This is a genomic window from Clostridium sp. AF37-5, from assembly GCF_003477605.1.
GTDB lineage: Bacteria > Bacillota > Clostridia > Lachnospirales > Lachnospiraceae > Eubacterium_F.
The window spans coordinates 1-21,405 of record NZ_QUDR01000013.1; the positions used below are offsets into that span (position 1 = coordinate 1).

Genomic DNA, 21,405 nt, shown 5'->3' on the forward strand with positions numbered 1-21,405 from the left:
AAGAGAGCATCTTGCAGCAGGCAGCTACTTCTATGCTGGCTCAGGCAAATCAGGCAAATCAGGGCGTACTTTCCTTACTTCAGTAAGAAATGTTGTTCGTTTCATAGAAAAAACCAGTCTTCGGACCAATGTCATTAAGTTAAGAATTTTGACATAATTATAAAACACATCATATTTGCAATTGTTTGATAAATATGATGTGTTTTTTTCTTTTGTCTATTTTGCAGCACAACAAAAAGACAGATTGTTTATCTGTCAAAAAAACTTATAATTATTTATGATTAAGCCACTCTATATGGAAAGCTTACAGATGCCTGGGGTTTGACTTTGCGAGGGTCTTTTCGACCAGGTCTTACTGGTAATACATGCTTTTCTAGCCTTATATGTGATTTCTGTCCGTCGGACCAAAGATTTGCTTACAGCTTCCTTCAGATTCCATCTCACGATGGACACCCTTGCTGTTCAGCTATACACTTCCCACTATCTGGGCGTGTTCGAGACTTTCACCCGTTAGAGCGCGCCCATGGCGCGCAAACTAAAAAGACCCTAGCATCATTTCTGATGCTAAGATCTTGATTGGTCATCTTAACTTAATGACATTGCCCTGATGGGTCTTTTTTCCATCCGCAGATATGGTTCCTTTCTCACGAATGGAGGTTTCTGCTTCATTTAATCTCGTCATTAATTCAATCTATTCGCATGTAAATTTGCAACACATTCTACATTTGTATTACGTTTTTGGAACGCTCACGGAGATATTCTATTCCTTCTCTCCCATCACTCCGCCATTCTTTTTTGCCTCTTCCTGCATTTCCTTTTTCACTTGTTTAAATGTTTTTCCCGACACATCCACATCGGTTACCGTGACTTTGAGAGAATCATCATCTTCAAGCACATACTTTTTGTCTTTTTGCGCTTTTTTTTGCTCACTGGCATCTGTCTCTTTAATTGCATCTGTTTTTGCACTTGCCTTTGATATGTTGGCATCATCGTTGTTTGCTCCCATAAAACTATGGGCAAAATATCCCCCTGTCAAAAACAGCAGTGCCATAACAACTATGGCGATATGTACTTTCTTGCTTTTAATTTTATTCATATTACCCTGTCTCCTTTCATCATGATTTAGTCAACGACAAAGAACACACACCCTTCGGAGTACATTTCGCTGTAAATACCCGGTGTTTAGTGTAAGATTTTTTCTTTGCTGACCATTTTATGTCTCCCGAAATCCAATATTTAGCCAGCGATCTGCTTTTACTCGCTGAAGATGTATACCCTGATTTTCTATTGACATAAGATGCGCCATTATAACGATAATAAATGTATTCCTTATCCGAAACATACGCATATGTGCCATTATACTTAAATTCCGTAGATTGCTCTAGTCTTAATAATTTTTTCCCTTAAGATGATGACACCTCATATATATGAAAACTAAATCCCGTTTTGTATCCAGCAGCCTTCGCTTGAGCACTAACCATACTACTTGTTAAACTAGTCGGAAACAACTGTTGATATGTAATTTCCGTTTCAGTAATAACTAAATCATGCTCATGTATAACATTAGACCTTTTACTTGTTGGAACCATACCCTCCTGTACTATTCTACTCAACAACATATCACTGTTTGTTGAATAATTACTTGCCACCTTATCGGTTGATGTCTTTATGCTCTCAATAGTTATAACATCTCCTTTAGCAATTTCTGCCGCCGAAACATCTGTAACTTGAAGCATCGTCAATGCACACATTAGAGCCATTCCTATTACTTTTTTTCATTCTTACTTATCCCTTCTTTTTTTATTATAATACTTTTTATTATTTTAGCAAGAAATATTTTTATAACCTTCCTTGTCACAAAATCCTAAAAAACATGTGGGAGCAATGTCATTAAGTTAAGATGACCAATCAAGATCTTAGCATCAGAAATGATGCTAGGGTCTTTTTATTTTGTAATAAATGCTTGACATATGATTCGAAATGTGCGGCCGCTTTCGCTATTGAATGATAATGAGGTAGTGAAAGCGGCCCTTGTAATTAAGAACATCTTGATTGCAAGGAGGTAACGCATATGAGCAATTACTTTTGTATAACTATTGTGAATTGATAACAACACATGTAATAAAACAAATGAAAGACAATGATAAAACAAAACAGGTGAACTTTACAATCGCCATTTATATTTGTAGAGAATATCTCCGTAATAAACGCAATCTTAGTCCACCTGATGTGATTAACCTAATAGAAAAGCATGTATTACCAGTAAGACCTGGTCGAAAAGGCCCTCGCAAAGTCAAACCCCAGGCATCTGTAAGCTTTCCATATAGAGTGGCTTAATCATAAATAATTATAAGTTTTTTTGACAGATAAACAATCTGTCTTTTTGTTGTGCTGCAAAATAGACAAAACAAAAAAAGTGCAAACGAACACTTGCCACAAACTTATGCTATTTTTTTTGACTATTCTCCCACAAAATGATAAAATACAATTATATCTTTGTTTTGAGGGAAAAAACTATATACTTACGTCGGGAGGAGGTTACTTAAGATGAATTATGACGAGAGTATCTATAAAGAGAAAGCGAACAGGCGGGCGCGGAAAATCTGGCTTGTTTTCGCCATTTTACTATCAGCCAATTACGGCTCTGACACAGCAAACGGACTACGGACCGGTCCTTATTATTTAACCTTTTTACTTCTATGCTGGGTTCCGTTTATTATCGGACAAATTCTATTAAAAGTAAAAGGTATGTCAACCGATTGGTACAAATATGGAATTGCCGTTGGATATGGTATCTTCTATTCCTTTGTACTGATTACCAGCCCATCCAACATTGCATTTACCTACATACTGCCGGTAACCAGTCTTTTGGTTTTATACAAAAACCAGAAATTTATGATTCAATACGGCGTTGCCAATGCGTTAATCATCATAGCCAATGCAGTTGTTAAATATATGAACGGATTCAACACCGATGCCGATGTCAAAGAATTTACTTTGCAGCTTTCCTGCATCATTCTCTGCTACATCTGCTATGTAATGTCCATCCGTCATTTGAATGAATCGGACGGCTCCATGTTAAACTATGTAAAAGATGATTTGCACCGTGTTGTAACAACGGTTGAGCAGGTAAAAGACGCAAGTAATTCGATTGTTGACGGCGTTACCGTTGTCCGCGAACTTGCGGTTGAAAATAAACACGGAGCGGATGTCGTTGTACTCGGCATGAATGAGCTGACCACAAACAATCAGACCTTGCAGGATAAAACAAATTCGTCACTCGATATGACAACGGATATCAACACGCAGGTAATCAATGTTTCTTCCTTAATTGAGCAGATGGTTGAACTTACCAAAGAATCCGGCGAACATGCTGCTACTAGCAGTAAAGATTTGGACGGCGTAGTTGAGACCACTTCAACGATGGCGTCATTATCCGCAGAGGTAGAAAATGTATTAAAAGAGTTCAAATCTGAATTCGAGCGCGTAATTACGGAAACCGGAACGATTGAGGATATTTCAAGCCAGACAAATCTTTTAGCACTGAATGCTTCAATTGAAGCGGCTCGCGCCGGTGACTCCGGTCGGGGATTTGCTGTTGTTGCTGACCAGATTCGAGTGCTGAGCACTGAAACACAGACCTCTTCCGGACAGATTCGCGATGCGCTGACCCGCTTGTCAGAAACTTCCGCAAAGATGACTTCCGCAGTCGAGCAAACGCTTGAACTGATTCAGCAGTCGCTAGAAAAAGTTACGCTGACAAACAAAAGTGTCGAAAAAATCACAACCGATTCCAAAGAACTCGGTGACCACATTCAGGTAATCGATTCCGCCATAAAAGAAGTAGAAACCTCGAATACACAGCTGGTTTCTAACATGGAACAGATTTCCTCCATTGTGGATAAGATGACAAAAAGCATTTCTCATTCAGATGGAACAACCCATGCAATGCTTAGTAAATATGCAGAAACAGCAACAAATATCAACAGCATTGAACATATCGTAGAGGGCTTGATGACAGAACTTGGTATCGGTGGCTTTATGGGTGTTGAAGATTTGCGTGCCGGCATGAAAGTTATGCTTTTGCCAAATGATGACAGCAAACATCCAAAAGAGTATCATGGTGAAATAGTAAAGCGTACAGACCAGAGTTTATTAGTTGCCATCAATCCGAAAAATCCTCTGCCAGTCACCAAAACAACCTGGCAGATGCAAATTACGGCAGGAAATATTTTGTACTGCTGGGAATCCGTAAACTGGAAAATGGTAGAACAAGATGGCAGGAATTTGTGTCTGATTGAGCTCCGCTCACTTCCAAAGATTCACAATCGCCGTAAATACCCTCGTATGGATTTGTATAATTTCTGTCAAATCACCGTACTGGAAACCGGCGAAAGTTATATGGGTAAAATGGAAAATATCAGTGCCAATGGTTTTGCTTTTGTATCCGGCAATGAATTTTTCGCCGACTGCAAAGGTCAAAAAATCCGCCTTGAAATTGAAAACTTTGAATTAACATCAGAGAGCACTTTGGAGGGTCGTATTCTCAGAAGTTCCGACAACAATGGCATTTACATTGTCGGCTGCCAGATGCCGGAGGACAATCCGTCAATTATGAAATATGTAGCAGGCAAATTGGAAAAGCAGAAAAAATCTCCCCGCCACTAAAGGCAGGGAGATTATAAGGGGAGGATAAGTATTCAACGCTTTATCCGCTGAATACAGCAAATCAAGGCAGAGGGGGAATCGACCTCGATTTGCCGGTACTACTATTGTTGCCGCTTTTTAGAAACTTATACATATTTTTTGATTTTTTATAAAAAATGTGATATAGTCAGTAACGTACTATTTATATCAGGAGGAAATTAGCATGGCTTTATTACAGGAATGGCGCGAATACGCCTATAGCGAAGAAATGCAGAATTCAAAAGAAGGACAGAAGTTGTGGGAGAACTATTTCACTCTGGAAAAGGGTATCTATGAAAAGTTATTAGCAAATCCATCTGAAATTGTAGAAGGTACCGTACAGGAATTGGCAGACCGCTATGAAGTACCGCTTTCCATGATGGTTGGCTTTTTAGATGGTATTAATGACAGTTTGAAAGAAGCAAATCCAATCGACGAAATGGAAAAAGATACCAAGGTAAAACTTGACATTGATTTAGAAAAATTGTACTACAACATGGTTGAATGTAAGGCAGAATGGCTTTACACACTTCCACAGTGGAACGATATTCTGCCGGAAGACAAGCGCAAGGAGCTTTATAAAAAGCAGAAGAATTCCGGTACGATTCATAATGAGAACCGTAAAGTCGGAAGAAATGATCCATGTCCATGTGGTTCCGGCAAAAAATATAAGCAGTGCTGCGGACGCTAATTAAACCACACCCATTTATTTGAATGTTTTGTAATGAAAAGAACATGAAAAATTAATAGATAATACATTGACGATTGACTTAGAAACGAGTATATTAGGAATTCGAAATTTACAAAAAAAGTGAGGTATATTCAGTATGAAAGGAAATCGTTCGATGCAGGATATGACAGAGGGAAGACCAATTTCACTGATACTGAAATTTTTCTTTCCTCTTTTATTTGGAATGTTATTCCAGCAATTTTATAACCTAGTGGACACTGCCATTGTCGGAAAGTTTTTAGGTCCGGATGATTTGGCGGCAGTTGGTGCTACGGGTTCCGTGAACTTTTTAATTCTCGGATTCTGTATGGGTGTCTGCAATGGCTTTTCCATCCCTGTTGCCCAGAAATTTGGTGCAAAGGATGAGAGCGGTCTTCGCCGCTTTGTGGCAAACAGCGTTTGGCTTTCTGTCATTTTTGCAGCCGTCATGACCGTTGTTGTCTGTATTTTGTGCCGCCAAATTTTAATTTGGATGGACACCCCGGCAAATATTTTAGAAGGTTCGTACCGCTATATCTTTGTGATATTTTTAGGAATCCCTGTCACCTACTTATATAACCTGCTTTCAGGCATTATGAGAGCACTTGGTGACAGCAAAACCCCACTCATTTTCCTCATTCTGTCCTCGGTCTTAAATATTGTTTTTGACCTTGGTGCGATTTTGATTTTACACATGGGTGTTGCAGGAGCTGCATGGGCTACCGTTACGGCTCAAGGAATTTCCGGCGTTTTGTGTTTGATTTACATGAAAAAGAAATATACGATTTTGAAAATTTCAAAGGATGAATGGAAATTAAACGGAAGCTGTATTGCCAGACTCTGTGGTATGGGAATTCCTATGGGGCTTCAGTATTCGATTACAGCAATCGGCAGTGTCGTTTTACAGACTGCCGTAAACCGTCTTGGTTCCACCGCAGTTGCAGCTGTTGCCTCCGGCGGAAAACTTGCCATGTTCTTCTGCTGTCCGTTTGACGCAATGGGTTCCACAATGTCCACATATGCCGGACAGAACTTAGGAGCCCAGAAACTTGACCGTGTAGACAAGGGAATTTTTGCATGCAGCGGATTAGCTCTTGTTTATTCTGTGATTGCCTGTGCTGTCCTTTTGTTTACCGGACAATATTTAGCACTTTTATTTGTCGACGGCACAGAAACCCGGTTAATTGAAATGATTGCTGCATTCCTTCGCTGGAACTGCATTTTCTATTTCCCATTAGCACTTGTAAACATTGTCCGCTTTACGATTCAGGGCTTGGGATTCGGAAAATTGGCTATTTTAGCCGGCGTGTGTGAAATGGCTGCCAGAAGTATTGTCGGATTCTATTTTGTTCCGGTATTCGGCTTCACCGCTGCCTGTCTGGCAAGCCCAATCGCCTGGATATTGGCAGATGTGTTTTTAATTCCGGCGTATTTTCTTGTGGTGAGGCATTTAAAGAAGGAACTTTGCATAAGCTAGGTTTTTAATTTCATAATTGTTTCTCCTAAATAAATTGGTATCTCTTGTGCCGCTCCCGCTCTAGCAAACGCGTAAGGGTATCGACATGTAAACTACACATGTCTCATACCCACGTGTTTGCAGCACAATCAATACCAATTTATTTAGGAGAAACTATCAGAAATTAAGAACCTCTCCTCAAAGATTCCATCTATTTCTTTTTTTGTGCATTTAACCTTCCGCTATTTAGCTATCATTTTTTTGCAGTCGATGTTCGCAGACATTTTAGGATTCGAGTAATTTATCAAAAAAAGATGGATGGAGAGTGGGTTTGAACGCGTCAGCAGGAAACACTGGTATTTTCAGTGTCCCTGCTGCTACGCAGTTCAACAAACGGGAGTGCCCACTCTCCATCCATCTTTTTTTGATAAATTACGGAAACCAAATATGTCCCTCTTATTCATAAATTGCCTTAGCAATTTCTACTTTATTCATAGAGTACAAATGGATTCCGTCTACGCCATGCGCAAGCAGATTCTCCATCTGACGTTTGGAGTAATCTAAGCCGGCTTTTTTCAAGTCAGCCGGATTATCTTTATATTTCTCAATGGCATCTGCTAATTCCTTTGGAATTTTGGTGCCTGACATTCCGATGATGTTTTTGACCTGTCCGGCGGATGTAATCGGCATTAAACCAGGAAGAATCGGTACTGTGATTCCGGCATTACGTGCCTCGTCCAAGAAACGGAAAAATGTTTCATTGTCATAAAATAGCTGTGTAATCAAAAAGTCTACACCTTTATCCACCTTGATTTTCAGGTTTGCAATGTCTTCCGAAAGGCTTGCTGCTTCCTGATGTACTTCCGGATAGCACGCTCCTGCCACACTGAAATCAAACATCTCTTTTACATCGGTAACCAAATCCGAAGCATGGTCATAATAGCGGGCGTCAAACTGCTCATCGCTCATCCACTGCGGTTTATCGCCACGCAGCGCTAACAAATTGTGAATTCCATTGCGGTACAAATTCGTCAAGAAATTTTTCAAGAATAACCGGTCCGGAATGGCTGCACAGGTCAAATGGGTAAGTGCCTCAATCCCACACTGATTCTGAATATAAGAAGCTATGGCAAAGGTGTTTTCTGCTGTGTTGCCACTAGCTCCGTAAGTCACACTGATAAAACTTGGGTGAAGTGTTTTAAACTCATCTAATGCGTCATAAATAACGGATACATCGGCGTCCTTTTTCGGTGGAAAAACTTCCAAAGAATAGGTTGGCCGGTTTGTATGAAATAAATCTTTAATCATGTCTTTTTTCCTCGCTTTCGAGACATTAGTATAACATAAAAAAGTGCGCCTGAAAAGCGCACTTTCTTAATTTTCAGCCATAGCCTTATACTAAATATCTATCACTTGGTATAGAATCTAACTATATTGTATGAATGAGGTTCTAAAATAACGACACCGTCTTTGACACCGGTTCCTTTTTTCGGCACTACATTTTCAGGATTTTCCGGTGAGTTTACTGCTTTCATATCGTCATTGTTAAGTACCATATGCTCTGCCAGTGTCAGTTCGCCAAAGCCCTCAAAGTCAAGAGAAACCTCTGCTGTTTCATCCATATTACGGTTCACGGCAAATACGGTCAGTTCTTTCTTCTCTTCATTCCAGACAACGGAGCTGTCCACATATGGAATCGCATCACGCTTGCCGGCTGCATAAGTGCCACACTCAACATCTGCCTTCAAGGCAACACCCTGTCCGTAACGGCAGGCATACATAAATGGATAGAAAATCGTCTGAAGCCACATTTTACCACCATTTACTGTCATAATCGGTGCAATTACATTGACAAGCTGTGCCAGACAGGCAATTTTTACACGGTCCGAATTATTAATCAGCGTGTTCAATAGACATCCGACTGCTAACGCATCTTCCATCGTGTAAATATCCTCTAACAGTGGTGGCGCAATCTGCCATTTCTCCTGTTTTTTATCCTGCTCCTGTGAATGGAACCAGATGTTCCACTCATCGAAAGAAAGGAAAATATCTTTATCACTTTCCTTTTCTTTCTTAATCCTATCGCAGATGGCTCCGACTTTTTTAATAAAATCATCCATGTCCATCGAGCAGCTTAAATACTTCTTCGTATCATCATCCGGATTTCCGTAATACTCATGCATCGACAAATAATCAATATGGTCGTATGCCTCGCGAAGCACCGTTTCTTCCCATTCGCCAAAGGTCGGCATGTTCTGATGAGAACTTCCGCAGGCAACCAGCTCAATGGAGTCATCGATCCATTTCATGATTTTTGCTGCTTCACATGCAGTACGTGCGTATTCAGTCGCTGTTTTATGTCCAATCTGCCAAGGACCATCCATCTCATTGCCAAGACACCAGGTATGAATGCCAAAAGGCTTTTCAAAGCCATTCGCGCGGCGCATATTAGCATAATAAGTATCGGTTACGGAATTGCAGTATTCGACAACATTACCGGCTTCTTCCGGCCCACGTGTTCCGAGATTTACTGCCATCATAATGTCCGTTCCCACACGTTTTGCCCATTCCTGAAATTCATCGATTCCGACTTCATTTGTCTCCACGGAACTCCATGCAAGCTCCATTTTCTTCGGACGCTTTTCTTTTGGTCCGGTTCCATCTTCCCAGTGATAACCTGATACAAAGTTACCACCCGGATAACGAACCATAGGAATGTTCATCTCACGGATAACCTTAAGAACATCCTGACGAAATCCCATATCATCGGCAGTCTCATGTCCCGGCTCATAGATACCATGATAAACGGCTCTTCCCAAATGCTCAATAAATGAGCTGTACAATCGTTTGTCAATCGCACTGATTTGTTTTTCTTTGTCTGCTTTAATTACTGATTTCATACTTACCTCCATCGAACTCTTTTTCCCTATTGTATATCAGTAGTTTATCTTTTACCATGTACTATTCTAACCTAACACTGGACAATCATTTCTATTTTGATTCGCCTACTTCCCGCACACGATAGAACGATTCCTTAGGTTTTGCATTCTTATCCCAAAGGTACAAACACTGTACTAAATCATCATACAGTGGATAATCATCACAGATACCAAACACCGTCACACTCGTAATATTACATGGTCCGCCACTCGCCGTATCCATCTTTTTCAACAGTTCAAACATTTCTTGATAGCGGTCTGCCTGGCGTTTTAAAGATTTTTCGTCACGCTCACCTGTCTCCTCATCAATCTTGAAACTCAATTCCGTAATCTGGATATCAACATTCAATTCGGCATATTTTTTCAAACAATTTTCAAAACTGTCGTAAGAATCGCCCTTCAATTCATCCGGATTATACAAATCTACCGTTGGCTGCAAACCGATTCCATCAATCAGATTTTTCTCTTTCAGTCCCTTTACAAGATTGTAAATATTCTGCTCTTTTGCAGGAACATAAACATTGTAATCATTGTAAATGAGTTTCATGCCCTTCTCTGCATATTTTCTTGCGTAAGTAAATGCTTTTTCCACATAGTCGGTTCCCATTGTGGCATACCAGAAATTATCGCCGCCGTTAAATGTAGTCCGGCAGTTCCAGTTCACAGAATCATCGCCCGTTCCGTCATCCACACACTCATTCACAACATCAAAACAATAAACAACACCGGGATAATTTTTCTTGCAGTACTCCAAAACACCCTTGATGTAGTTCTCCATGCGCTTTGCCATCACTTTTTTACTGACGTAGCCCTTCTTTGCATCATAATTCTTTTTAAAGAACCACTCCGGTGTCTGATTATGCCAGACAAGCGTGTGACCACGCATTTTAATTCCATTTTCTTTGCAGAAATCAAGGCTTTCTTTGCAGGAATCAAAATTCAGTGAAACATCTGTGGCATTTGCATTCTTTTTGCCCTTTTTCACACATGCCTTTTCGTCCAGTAAATAACATGGCTTCATCAGATTACTTAAGGTTGTTGAATTGTAATGTTTCTTCAAAATATTTGCCATGCCCTCATGGTGAATTGCTGCGGTACTCTTATCACTGCCGTTAATTGCGGCACCCATCATAAAATATTTTGCGTACAAATCTTTCAGTGCCGGACCGTCCACATCGCTTACATCACGACTTGTCTTTTTATTTTCCGTGACCGCAGAACCGGAAGCTGCTTTGTTTGAATTTGTCTTATTTTCTGTACTATTATTGCTGCCACATGCTGTCATGGACAACATCAGGCAAAAACACAAAATTAATGCTGTTATTTTACTGCTTTTCATTTTCTAGCTCCTTTTTTTCTCTTTTCTTCTGATACCATTTTTTTATTACCTTCGCTGCCGGAAGTTCAACCAGATACGTCATAGCAATTGCCACCACCAGAGAAAGCACAAAACACAAAATAGTATACTGCCACTGCCATTTAATATCTCCTGTCATATTTGGCAGTTCATCTCCCGACCAGTTCGGAATCCGAAACTCCTTTAATTTGACGGCAATGTACTGATGACAGATATAAAATTGGAACGAAATTCCTGCTAAAAATTTCATGACGCGGTTGTCAAGAATTTTGCGGAAATACTTGTGGGAAAGAATCATTCCAATCACAAACAGAGCAAATACAAGAGACAACAGAAAGCGGTTATCTAACTGCCACTGTGTTTCTCTGCCACTTGTCGAGCGCGCTATGCACATCTGATAAAAGAACATGACGGCACCAATTGCCATCACAATCCCGGCAAGACCTTCTGCCAGCGTTTGCTTTTTCCTCATTTTTGTATATTTCATATACAGCCAGGCTGCCATCATACCGTTAGCAAAAACGGAAAAGAACGTAAGCGTCTGATTCACTACTAAATTCTGGTCAATCGAATAGAATCGGCTGCTAAAATACCACGCACTTCCCACACCGATTGCCGTCATTCCAAGATATGTACCCACCGGACATTTGCGAAACAGCCACACAAGCAGTGGGAAAATCAGATACAGCTGCATTTCTACCGCTACCGTCCACAGAACGCCGTTTAGATGCGTCATACAATTTACATCTCCAAATAAATTGTTCGTAAATGTCAGATGCGTAATCAGATCTTTCATCATAAAACCGGTATCGCCGCCGTACTCCGAGAGTGGAATAGCAAAAGCAAACAATACGATTAACACCGACAGATAATACGATGGAACAATACGCGCCACTCTTTTTACGTAAAAGCCGGAAACCGTATCCGTTTTGTCGCCATACACCATGTCTCTGGCATATGGTAAAAAAAGACAGAATCCTGAAAGCAAAATCATCATATCTACTAAAATACTTCCGTTTCTTACAAGCCAGTCCAAATTTACATGTTCTGTAAGTGGCTGCAACCAGGACTGCTGCCAGATATGATACCACGCAACTAGAAAAATTGCGATTGCCCGAATTCCATCTAACACACCAATGCGATAAATTTCATAGTCACCTGCCAGTTCGGCAGGTGACTGTTTTCTTCTTTTTTTGTGTTGTCTTTTTCCCATAAAAACTCTCCGCTAAGCTAACGCAGCTGTAACGATTGCCATCGAGTATACTTCCGATGCGTTACATCCACGTGACAAATCATTAATTGGAGCATTCAAACCAAGCATAATTGGTCCGTATGCATCAAAACCGCCAAGGCGCTGTGCAATTTTGTAACCAATATTTCCTGCATTGATATCAGGGAAAATAAAGGTATTTGCAGAACCGGCAACCGGGTCTCCCGGACATTTTGTACGAGCAACTCGTGGTGATACTGCTGCATCAAACTGCATTTCTCCGGCGATCAAAAGATCCGGTGCAAGGTCTTTTGCTTTCTGTGCAGCATTTCTCATCTTGTCCACATCCTCGCCGGCACCTGAGCCGTAAGTTGAATAACTTAAGAATGCAATTTTCGGGTCAATTCCAAAAATCTTAGCACACTCTGCACAATCAATTGCAATTTCTGCCAACTCGCCCTCATTTGGCTTAATATTAATCGCACAATCACCCATTGCAAGTACCGTGTTACCACCGGTAGCGGACTCACGAACCAGAATAAAGCAGGATGCTACAATATTTTTACCAGGTTTTGTCTTAATAATCTGCAATGCCGGACGAACCGTATCCGCTGTCGAGTAGGTTGCACCGCCAAGAAGTGCATCCGCTTTACCCATCTTGACAAGCATCGTACCAAAATAGTTTGCCTGCTGACAGGTTGCTTTTGCTTTCTCCAATGTCATACCTTTATTCTTACGAAGTTCATACAGGCACTCAGCCATCTCATCAATGCCTTCATACTCCATCGGGTCTATAATTTCAGCTCCACGAATATTAAATGCACTCTCTTCTGCTGCCTTTGCAATTTCATCTTTGTTTCCAACCAAAATCGGTGAAAGGAAAGTACTTGCCAAAAGGCGGGATGCCGCTTCCAAAATACGTGGGTCACTGCCTTCTGTAAAAACAATCTTCTTCGGATTTTCTTTCAAGATATTAATCAACTTGCCAAACATACTACACGTTTCCTCCTAAATATTATTCTCTCTTAATCATACTATTTTTTGTACAAAAAACAAGGGGGTAATTAAGAAAAAATGTTAATAATTTTTTTAATTACGTAATTTGATTCAAAAAGTTTCCGTCACATGGGCGCTCCCGCTCAGACAACTACGCAGGGGTATCGACATGCACAAAACGCATTGTCTGATACCCGCGTAGTTGTACCCATGTGTCGTAAAACTTTTTGAACCAAATTACTGCAAATCAAAAAAATCAGTAACTATTTTTACCTATTATGAAAAATATTACCTTGCATTATACCAAACGGCAACAAAAAGCGTTGGGGCGTTTTGATTGGTGCACTTTTTAAATTCTGAATTTTAACAGAAAAAGATTTGTAACTTGTAGGTACGAACACGCGGGTATCAGACAATGCGTTTTGTGCATGTCGATACCCCTGCGCGTTCGTCTAGCGAAAGCGCCTACAAGCTGCAAACCTTTTTCTGCTAAAATTCAAAAATAAAAATCACCAACAAAAACCTACTCCAGACGATACCCAACATTCCTAACGGTATGTATCCGTTCTCCCGCCTCTCCCAATTTCTTGCGCAATGTTTTGATATGCATATCCAGTGTGCGGGATTCCCCCTCAAAGGTTGTTCCCCACACACGATCCATCAAAAGATTTCTTGGCATAACATTTCCGGCGTTACTCAAAAATACACGGAGCAGTTCGAACTCTTTATATGTCAGTTCAATAAGTTCATCATCCACATAAACACGGTGTTTCTCTACGTTCATCCGAATGTTTCCTGCCGATAATTCTTCAACAGATGCCTCCTGCGATTTGCTGCGGCGCAGTACGGCCTTCACGCGGGAAATCATCTCCAAAATACCAAACGGTTTCGCAATATAGTCGTCAGCGCCCGCGTCTAGCCCTCTTACCTTGTCAATTTCCGTGCCCTTCGCGGTTACAAGAATCACAGGAACATCGGAAAGTCTTGCATCTTCCCGCATTTTTTTGACAATCGAAATACCATCCTCATCCGGAAGCATAATGTCAAGAAGGACGAGTTCCGGAACTTCATTTTCACACAATTTCCAAAACTCTTTGGCGCACGACGCTTCTTTCGTCTCCATATGACAGTCCTTCATTGCGTACACTTCAATTTCCCGGATATTCGGGTCATCCTCTACAACACAAATCATTCCGGAACACCTCCTGCCTCATTTTCCTGCTCACTTACTAAACTCATGGCAATGTTTTCACAATGATCTGCCATTCTCTCATAATTAATCGCAAGTTCGTTGACATAAATTCCAATTTCCGGCGATGTTTTTTCTTTTTTTACCCGCTTTAAATTCTGCTTCTTAATGCGTTTGTTAATATCATCAATCTGTGTTTCTTTTTCTTCAATTACATTGGCAAGTGTGCCATCATCTTTTATAAAAGCAGAAACCGTTGTGCTTACAATATCATGCACCTGCTCCGCATAGAAATTCATTTCCTCCCTTAATTTCTTCGGCCATACGGCTTTGCTTTTTGAAATTTTTGCTGCTTCACTCATAATGTTTATCGTATGGTCAGAGATACGCTCTAAATCACGAATACAATACACAAGCAAATTCCATTTTGCATACTCTTCCACAATCACGTTGCGGTTTGCAATCTGACGCAGATATTCGCCTATTTCCTCTTCGTAACGGTCAATCTTTTCTTCCATTTCAATTACCTGATTACGCTTTTCTTCCGAGTAATCATGGATACCTTCTAAGGCAAGCGTCACATTTTCCAAAGTAAGATAAGCCATCTCATTTGCCGAGCGCTCACACTGCTCAAGAGCAAGTGCCGGACTATCTAAGAAACGAGAATCCAAACGTGCAAATTCCGACGTTGTTTCCTCCTCATCCTCTCGAATCGTAAGAGTTGCCAGTTTTTCAAGCATATTTGCAAATGGGAACAAAAGAATCGTTGCCCCAATGTTAAACAAACTGTGAATCACAGCAATTCCTGCGACTCCTGCTGCATCGTGCATAAAGGAAAAATCAATAAATGCATACAAAGAGTAAAATAAAACCATAAATACTGTTGTACCGATTACGTTAAAATATAAATGAACAAGTGCGGCACGCTTCGCATTTTTGCCGGCACCGATCGATGACAAAAGTGCCGTCACACACGTACCGATATTCTGTCCCATGATAATCGGAATTGCTGTCGCATAAGGAACACTTCCGGTCAGACAAAGTGCCTGTAAAATACCAACCGATGCGGAAGAACTCTGAATAATCGCAGTAAGAATTGCACCTGCCAACATTCCTAAAATCGGATTGGAAAACATCGTTAAAATATGCGTAAACTGTGGCACATCAGCAAGTGGTTTTACCGCAGCACTCATCGTGTCCATACCAAACATAAGGATGGCAAAACCAATCATAATTGCTCCGATGTCCTTACGTTTTTCCTGTTTGGATGCCATAATCAAAAAGATTCCGACAATCGCAAGAATCGGTGTAAACGATGTTGGCTTTAATAAAGTAACCAGTAAATTATTTCCTTCAATTCCCGTCAGACTCAGAATCCATGACGTCACCGTAGTACCAATATTGGCACCCATAATTACACCAATCGCCTGATTTAATTTCATGATTCCTGAATTTACAAAACCGACAACCGTTACCGTTGTTGCAGATGAACTCTGAATCACTGCTGTAACACCGGCTCCAAGTAAAACTGCCTTAATGCGGTTATCCGTCAACTTTTCTAATATTCGCTCTAATCTTCCCCCGGATAATCTTGTCAGTCCGTCTCCCATCACATTCATACCATAAAGGAAGAACGCAAGGCCGCCAATCAATGACAATGCCTGCAGCAAAAATTCTGTGTACATTTTTCATACCTCCATCTTTTTTCATTTCTTTCTACCAGTATTTACAATAACGTATCAAAGTAAAATTGAAATAGACGTTATGTAAAATTTATGTAAAAATTGAAAAATTTCTTTTCTTGTGCTAGGATAGGGCATGGAAAACAAGAATTGGAGGCATTATTTATGAATACATTAAAGAAATTTATTTCTTATTACCGGCCTTACCGTGCCGTCTTTTATTTTGATTTATTCTGCGCTGCCGTTATCAGCGTGGTCGATTTAGCCTATCCGCAGCTTTTGCGTAGTCTCACAAAAACACTTTTTACCGGGAACAAAAGCGCAATTTTAGGAGCACTGCCCTGGCTCTTCCTCATTTTACTTATGATGTATACCATACAAAGCCTGTGCAAATACTACGTCACCTGCCAAGGACACATTATGGGAGCGAAAATGGAACGCGATATGCGAAAACAACTTTTTGAACACTATGAAAAACTGTCCTTTTCCTATTACAGTACACACAACTCCGGTCAGATGATGAGTAAACTAGTCAGCGATTTGTTTGACATTTCCGAGCTTGCCCACCACGGTCCGGAAAACTTGTTTATTTCCTTAGTAAAAATTATCGGCTCATTTGTATTTTTGTTTTTGATTAATCAGAAACTCGCCCTGCCGCTTTTGCTGCTCGTCATTCTCATGATTTTATTTTCCATTCGGCAGAATAAAAAAATGCAGCAGACCTTTTTGGAAAATCGAATCCGCATTGGTGACATCAATGCCAGTCTGCAGGATACGCTCTCAGGCATCCGTGTCGTTCAGTCCTTTGCCAATGAGGATACGGAACTGCACAAATTTAATCACAGCAACGAGGCGTTCCTAGAGTCCAAAAAAGATAATTACCGATGCATGGGAACTTTTATGAGCTCTAACCTGTTTTTTCAGGGAATGATGTATCTCACAACGTTAATTTACGGCGGCTATCTGATTGCCATGGGACAAATGCAGGCGGCTGACCTTGCGATGTACGCTCTTTACATTGGTATTTTTATCAGTCCGATTCAAATCCTTGTCGAACTTGTTGAAATGCTGCAAAAGGGTCTTTCCGGGTTTCGCCGCTATCTCGAAGTCGTTGAAACTGAGCCGGAAATTCAGGATAAAGAAGGTGCCATTGATTTAAAAAATGTAAAAGGTGACGTTTGTTATGATAACGTTTCTTTCCACTACAGCGACGATAATAAAACTGTTCTCTCGCAGGTGTCCATTCACATTCCTGCCGGAAAATCCGTTGCACTTGTCGGTCCTTCCGGCGGTGGCAAAACAACAATCTGCTCCCTGCTGCCTCGTTTTTACGATGTGACAGCCGGAAAAGTTACAATTGATGGCAAAGATGTGCGTGATCTCACGCTCAAAAGTCTGCGAAACCAAATCGGAATGGTACAGCAGGACGTCTATTTATTTGACGGAACCATCCGGGAAAATATTGCTTACGGAAAGCCGGATGCAACCGATGAAGAAATCAAAGAAGCTGCCAGACGAGCCAATATGGATGACTTCATCATGCAGCTTCCAAAACAATATGATACCTATGTTGGTGAAAAAGGCACCCGCTTATCCGGCGGTCAGAAACAGCGAATCAGCATTGCCCGCGTCTTCTTAAAGAATCCACCGATTCTTATTTTAGACGAAGCAACAAGTGCCTTAGATAACGAGAGCGAACGCTACATCCAGAAAAGTCTGGAAGAACTGGCGAAAAACCGTACAACCATCACCATCGCCCACCGTCTCTCAACCATCAAACGTTCCGACGAAATCATTGTCATCACCGAAGATGGCATTGCCGAGCGCGGTACACACGAAACTTTACTTGCAAAAAACGGCATTTACGCCCGTTATTACAATTTATAATTATGCTGTCTGTTTTGTCTGCCGTTTCGCTCTTGCTAAAGCAAGTCCGAGGCAGACAAAACAGGCTGCAAATAACACTTCAATTCCCATATATCTCCACAGCAAGTCCGGTGAACTTTGATAATTTCCACTGTCAATCAGCCGTGCTCCCATGATATACCAGTAGGCCGGAAGGAAATGAGCAGCCTTTATAATTCCATCTCCCAGAAATTCAATTGGCACAAATACGCCGGACAGAAAACTCATTCCCAATGCAATGACATTTGATACCATGCTGACAGTCTCCGCCTTTTTCATAACCTGACCAATTAAAAATACAATACCAAGTGCCACCATCAAAAATGCAAGCAGGTTTAAACAGTGTAATCCGCCCTGCACGGTAAACACCCTTTCCCTTGCCCCAATCACGGCACACACAAGATATAAAATTCCAAACAACAATCCTGCCGATAAAGTACCCAAAATGGTTTCACGGTTTGTTTTAGCAAACGAGTACGAGGAGCACTGAATCCGTTCTCTAATCTGCGGTTTATGAAGCACTACCAAAACCGGTGATATTCCTACAATACACAGGCACAAAAGAATGTATGGAACATACGCAAAGAAATAATACACATAGCTGTGTGTCGTTTTTCCTCCTGTTTCCAATACGTTCACATCAACCGTTTTCTCATCTGCCTTTCCCGCTTTTGCAAGTGCCTCCTTCACAGAAAATCCGCCGCTAATATATCCTCTTACCAGATTCAAATATTGTGAAATCATCTGCTCAAATGATTCCTTGTAAATGGTTCCCGGAACACCGATAACTTCCATTTTTTTATTCTCGCTGCCACTCAGATAGGATTCAAAAAAACCGCTTGGAATCCGAAGGACACACGATATACTCCGGTTGTAAATCTCATCCTGAATGACTTCTTTTTTATCTTCAATATGGACTTTTTCATTTCCCTGCTCCAAATAAGCGATAAGCGCCCGGCTGATTTCCGAATTGTCTGCATCCATCACAGCAAATTTATACGTAGTTGGTGAAAATGTTGATTCTCCTGTCTTTTCTCCCTGTGAAGCAGCCGCTAATGCTACCGACAAAAAGATAACTAAGTACATAATAATCTGCCCTTTTTGCTTGCGCAGCACTTGAAAAAATAGTTTATATACTTGCATAACGATTCCTCCTTACACGCCAGATACAAATACCGCCAAGAAGCACGGTTAATCCTGCCAGTGACAATACATCTACAAAAAAGCGCTCATATGTGTCATAGACGTTTAACGCGTAAAATGCATCCGTGATTAACGCTGCCGGACTGATATCATTGACAATCGGTGCTGCTTTTTCAATGACTCCTTTTATCCCGGAAATCATCAAATCACTCATCGCACAGAGCACTAAGTTACTGCTGACTAATACACCGATTTTTCCACCTTCCGACAAGTGTGCAATGCTTCCAATCAACATACCAAACACAATACCAAAACTGGTTCCTACAAACAAAAGCAGTACAATCGCCGCATAACGCTCGCCAATTTGTAAATTCAAAACAAAACGCATATAGATGAGAAGTGCACATGCCAGAACAAACTGAACCAGCTCTGTCGCAGCAAAATCAGCTACAAACATGGTACTTTTTTTCATTCCGCATACATTACGCCTCTGTCCAAGCGGTGTCAGATTCGCCTGCATCTGAAGAATTGCTGCACAGCCGGAAAAGGATGCAAACAAACAAGTCATCGCAAAAATCGCATAGAAATAATTGACTACATTATCCTGATTTCCCCTCGTATTTTCCTCCTTTGTAAAATACGACATTTCCTGCTGCATCGGTTTCACTGCCTGCTCAATTTTATCCGGATTTTTTTGTGCCGTATCCTGAATTAATGTTTCATATTTTGTAAACTGTTTTAAAACGCTTTGCAGCATCGTCTCATCCATGCCGCTTTCTTTCACCGCGAGAGAAAGCTTGTTTCCCATATAAATGATGCCTTTTACCTGATCTTCTTCTAACAGTTTTTTTGCTTCCTTTTCTCCGGTATAAGTCGTAATAAGAAGTTTTTTGTCTCCCTCTGCCGACACTGCATTTAACATCGCCGTAAGTGTCATGTTATCCTGCTCTTTCACAATCGCAACCGGAACCGGTTCAAATTTTTCTGTCCGGTCAAAGATATCGCCAAGCGCCATATACATAAATGTGGTCAGTGCAAAAGGAAATAACAGCGTCCAAAAAATGAGTTCTCTGCTTCTCAATGAACTAAGAAGCATATACTTAAATTCACGAAAAAACATGAAATCTCCTCCTCTCACACATCCCGAAGTTCTTTTCCGGTAATCTCTAAGAATACATCATTTAACGTTGGCAGTTCCGAATATACTCTGCCAAATACAAGGTTTTTATCCTTCAGATAATCAAGGACATGAATCAGATTATGTGTACCGCCGCTGAAGTTTAACGTAAGTTTTCCTTCATCATATTCCGTTTTGTACACATGCTCCATACTTCCGAGTGCCTCTAAATTTTCTTCCTGAAGTTCCGGAATCTCAATCGAAACCGTCTCCGTATTTTTAATCATTTTTTTCAGTTCATCTTTCGTTCCAATGGCAATCTGCTGTCCCTTGTCCATAATGGCAATCCGGGTACAAATCTGCTCTGCCTCTTCCATATAATGAGTGGTGTAAACAATCGTTGCCCCCTCCTCATTTAATTTCTGGATACCCTCTAAAATTTTGTTCCGGCTCTGCGGATCAACTGCCACCGTTGGCTCATCAAAGAAAATGAGCTTTGGTTTATGGGCAATTCCACAGGCAATGTTTAACCGGCGCAAAAGACCTCCTGACAATTTCTTTGGATAAAATTTGCGAAATTCATCAAGACCGACAAAGGCAATTGCATCTTCTACATACTGCTTGCGGAGTCCCTTGTCTCTGATATACAAACCGCAAAAATAATCTACATTTTCATAAACTGTCAATTCATCAAACACGGCAACATCCTGCATGACAACACCAATTTCTCTTTTAATGTCATAAGAATCCGGCTTCATCTCCCTGCCAAATACTTTTACCGTTCCCTTATCGTATTTAAGCAGTGCAAGAATACAATTAATCGTTGTCGATTTTCCGGAACCGTTTGGGCCAAGCAAGCCAAAGATTTCTCCTTCTTCTACTTCCAGATTCAAATGGTCTAATGCCACTAGTTCCTTATATCGTTTTACTAAATTTTCAATTTGAATAACAACAGCCATCCTTATCCCTCCTCTTTGTGATGTTAAACACATTGTATCATTTTATGCCAGCCACAA

General features: G+C 40.7%; 17 protein-coding genes. 5 read left to right on the top strand and 12 right to left on the bottom strand.

What is annotated here, in order from left to right; translation table 11 throughout:
* Nucleotides 1-11: 11 nt before the first annotated feature.
* Entirely contained in the window at nt 12-86 is a 75-nt protein-coding gene (locus DW019_RS09110; RefSeq protein ID WP_279217644.1) for a hypothetical protein, read from the top strand.
* 674 nt (nt 87-760) lie between these two features.
* On the opposite strand, the gene DW019_RS09115 is transcribed toward DW019_RS09110, so the two are convergent.
* Entirely contained in the window at nt 761-1,096 is a 336-nt protein-coding gene (locus DW019_RS09115) for a hypothetical protein (protein WP_117478763.1), read from the bottom strand.
* A gap of 307 nt (nt 1,097-1,403) precedes the next feature.
* Nucleotides 1,404-1,751 carry a hypothetical protein gene (locus DW019_RS09120; protein WP_118443173.1) on the bottom strand — a complete coding sequence of 116 codons (348 nt, stop codon included), beginning with the start codon at nt 1,749-1,751 and terminating at the stop codon, nt 1,404-1,406.
* 796 nt (nt 1,752-2,547) lie between these two features.
* Here DW019_RS09120 and DW019_RS09130 point away from each other — a divergent pair.
* The 3 genes from DW019_RS09130 to DW019_RS09140 all read left to right on the top strand — a co-directional run bounded on the left by DW019_RS09130 (nt 2,548) and on the right by DW019_RS09140 (nt 6,872).
* Nucleotides 2,548-4,668, top strand: a complete 2,121-nt coding sequence (locus DW019_RS09130; protein ID WP_118443174.1) for a methyl-accepting chemotaxis protein — start codon at nt 2,548-2,550, stop codon at nt 4,666-4,668.
* Between the two features lie 202 nt (nt 4,669-4,870).
* Nucleotides 4,871-5,377: an SEC-C metal-binding domain-containing protein gene (locus DW019_RS09135; RefSeq protein WP_117478760.1), complete on the top strand. Its 507-nt coding sequence runs from the start codon at nt 4,871-4,873 to the stop codon at nt 5,375-5,377.
* Between the two features lie 136 nt (nt 5,378-5,513).
* Nucleotides 5,514-6,872, top strand: coding sequence for an MATE family efflux transporter (locus DW019_RS09140; RefSeq protein ID WP_118443175.1), 1,359 nt, complete (start codon nt 5,514-5,516; stop codon nt 6,870-6,872).
* 435 nt (nt 6,873-7,307) lie between these two features.
* Here the strand turns inward: DW019_RS09140 and metF are convergent, their stop codons facing one another.
* The 7 genes from metF to DW019_RS09175 form a co-directional block, all read right to left on the bottom strand.
* The gene (gene metF, locus DW019_RS09145) at nt 7,308-8,159 is read right to left on the bottom strand and encodes a methylenetetrahydrofolate reductase [NAD(P)H] (protein ID WP_118443176.1); all 852 of its coding nucleotides are present in this window, start codon (nt 8,157-8,159) and stop codon (nt 7,308-7,310) included.
* Between the two features lie 101 nt (nt 8,160-8,260).
* The gene (locus tag DW019_RS09150; protein ID WP_207663925.1) at nt 8,261-9,751 is read right to left on the bottom strand and encodes an alpha-N-arabinofuranosidase; all 1,491 of its coding nucleotides are present in this window, start codon (nt 9,749-9,751) and stop codon (nt 8,261-8,263) included.
* Between the two features lie 91 nt (nt 9,752-9,842).
* A complete protein-coding gene (locus DW019_RS09155; RefSeq protein ID WP_118443178.1) occupies nt 9,843-11,129 on the bottom strand; it encodes an endo-1,4-beta-xylanase in 1,287 nt (428 codons plus the stop codon).
* Nucleotides 11,116-12,360 (bottom strand): acyltransferase, encoded by a 1,245-nt coding sequence (locus DW019_RS09160; protein WP_117478755.1) that lies wholly within the window; start codon nt 12,358-12,360, stop codon nt 11,116-11,118. The genes DW019_RS09155 and DW019_RS09160 overlap by 14 nt, the downstream gene beginning before the upstream one ends.
* A 12-nt stretch (nt 12,361-12,372) precedes the next feature.
* The gene (gene pta, locus DW019_RS09165; RefSeq protein ID WP_022377318.1) at nt 12,373-13,350 is read right to left on the bottom strand and encodes a phosphate acetyltransferase; all 978 of its coding nucleotides are present in this window, start codon (nt 13,348-13,350) and stop codon (nt 12,373-12,375) included.
* A 526-nt stretch (nt 13,351-13,876) separates the two neighbouring features.
* Nucleotides 13,877-14,545 carry a response regulator transcription factor gene (locus DW019_RS09170; RefSeq protein WP_118443179.1) on the bottom strand — a complete coding sequence of 223 codons (669 nt, stop codon included), beginning with the start codon at nt 14,543-14,545 and terminating at the stop codon, nt 13,877-13,879.
* Complete coding sequence (locus DW019_RS09175; RefSeq protein WP_118443180.1) at nt 14,542-16,227, bottom strand: Na/Pi cotransporter family protein; 1,686 nt, start codon at nt 16,225-16,227, stop codon at nt 14,542-14,544. Before DW019_RS09175 ends, DW019_RS09170 begins: the two co-directional genes overlap by 4 nt.
* Nucleotides 16,228-16,389: 162 nt before the next feature.
* Here DW019_RS09175 and DW019_RS09180 point away from each other — a divergent pair, with 162 nt between their 5' ends.
* On the top strand, nt 16,390-18,111 hold the full coding sequence (locus DW019_RS09180; RefSeq protein WP_118443181.1) for an ABC transporter ATP-binding protein: 1,722 nt from the start codon (nt 16,390-16,392) through the stop codon (nt 18,109-18,111).
* Here DW019_RS09180 and DW019_RS09185 read toward each other — a convergent pair whose 3' ends face one another.
* From DW019_RS09185 to DW019_RS09195, 3 genes are read right to left on the bottom strand one after another with little or no spacing between them, the layout of a single operon-like run.
* On the bottom strand, nt 18,112-19,272 hold the full coding sequence (locus tag DW019_RS09185; RefSeq protein ID WP_118443182.1) for an ABC transporter permease: 1,161 nt from the start codon (nt 19,270-19,272) through the stop codon (nt 18,112-18,114). It lies immediately after the preceding gene.
* Nucleotides 19,259-20,392, bottom strand: coding sequence for an ABC transporter permease (locus tag DW019_RS09190; RefSeq protein WP_117478750.1), 1,134 nt, complete (start codon nt 20,390-20,392; stop codon nt 19,259-19,261). The genes DW019_RS09185 and DW019_RS09190 overlap by 14 nt, the downstream gene beginning before the upstream one ends.
* 14 nt (nt 20,393-20,406) lie before the next feature.
* Nucleotides 20,407-21,348: an ABC transporter ATP-binding protein gene (locus DW019_RS09195; RefSeq protein WP_117478749.1), complete on the bottom strand. Its 942-nt coding sequence runs from the start codon at nt 21,346-21,348 to the stop codon at nt 20,407-20,409.
* Nucleotides 21,349-21,405: the final 57 nt, after the last annotated feature.

Excerpts from the sequence above, each read along its gene's own strand:
- DW019_RS09115 (WP_117478763.1), bottom strand. The coding sequence starts at position 1,096 with ATGAATAAAATTAAAAGCAAGAAAGTACATATCGCCATAGTTGTTATG.
- DW019_RS09120 (WP_118443173.1), bottom strand. The coding sequence starts at position 1,751 with ATGTGTGCATTGACGATGCTTCAAGTTACAGATGTTTCGGCGGCAGAA.
- DW019_RS09130 (WP_118443174.1), top strand. The coding sequence starts at position 2,548 with ATGAATTATGACGAGAGTATCTATAAAGAGAAAGCGAACAGGCGGGCG.
- DW019_RS09135 (WP_117478760.1), top strand. The coding sequence starts at position 4,871 with ATGGCTTTATTACAGGAATGGCGCGAATACGCCTATAGCGAAGAAATG.
- DW019_RS09140 (WP_118443175.1), top strand. The coding sequence starts at position 5,514 with ATGAAAGGAAATCGTTCGATGCAGGATATGACAGAGGGAAGACCAATT.
- metF (WP_118443176.1), bottom strand. The coding sequence starts at position 8,159 with ATGATTAAAGATTTATTTCATACAAACCGGCCAACCTATTCTTTGGAA.
- DW019_RS09150 (WP_207663925.1), bottom strand. The coding sequence starts at position 9,751 with ATGAAATCAGTAATTAAAGCAGACAAAGAAAAACAAATCAGTGCGATT.
- DW019_RS09155 (WP_118443178.1), bottom strand. The coding sequence starts at position 11,129 with ATGAAAAGCAGTAAAATAACAGCATTAATTTTGTGTTTTTGCCTGATG.
- DW019_RS09160 (WP_117478755.1), bottom strand. The coding sequence starts at position 12,360 with ATGGGAAAAAGACAACACAAAAAAAGAAGAAAACAGTCACCTGCCGAA.
- pta (WP_022377318.1), bottom strand. The coding sequence starts at position 13,350 with ATGTTTGGCAAGTTGATTAATATCTTGAAAGAAAATCCGAAGAAGATT.
- DW019_RS09170 (WP_118443179.1), bottom strand. The coding sequence starts at position 14,545 with ATGATTTGTGTTGTAGAGGATGACCCGAATATCCGGGAAATTGAAGTG.
- DW019_RS09175 (WP_118443180.1), bottom strand. The coding sequence starts at position 16,227 with ATGTACACAGAATTTTTGCTGCAGGCATTGTCATTGATTGGCGGCCTT.
- DW019_RS09180 (WP_118443181.1), top strand. The coding sequence starts at position 16,390 with ATGAATACATTAAAGAAATTTATTTCTTATTACCGGCCTTACCGTGCC.
- DW019_RS09185 (WP_118443182.1), bottom strand. The coding sequence starts at position 19,272 with ATGCAAGTATATAAACTATTTTTTCAAGTGCTGCGCAAGCAAAAAGGG.
- DW019_RS09190 (WP_117478750.1), bottom strand. The coding sequence starts at position 20,392 with ATGTTTTTTCGTGAATTTAAGTATATGCTTCTTAGTTCATTGAGAAGC.
- DW019_RS09195 (WP_117478749.1), bottom strand. The coding sequence starts at position 21,348 with ATGGCTGTTGTTATTCAAATTGAAAATTTAGTAAAACGATATAAGGAA.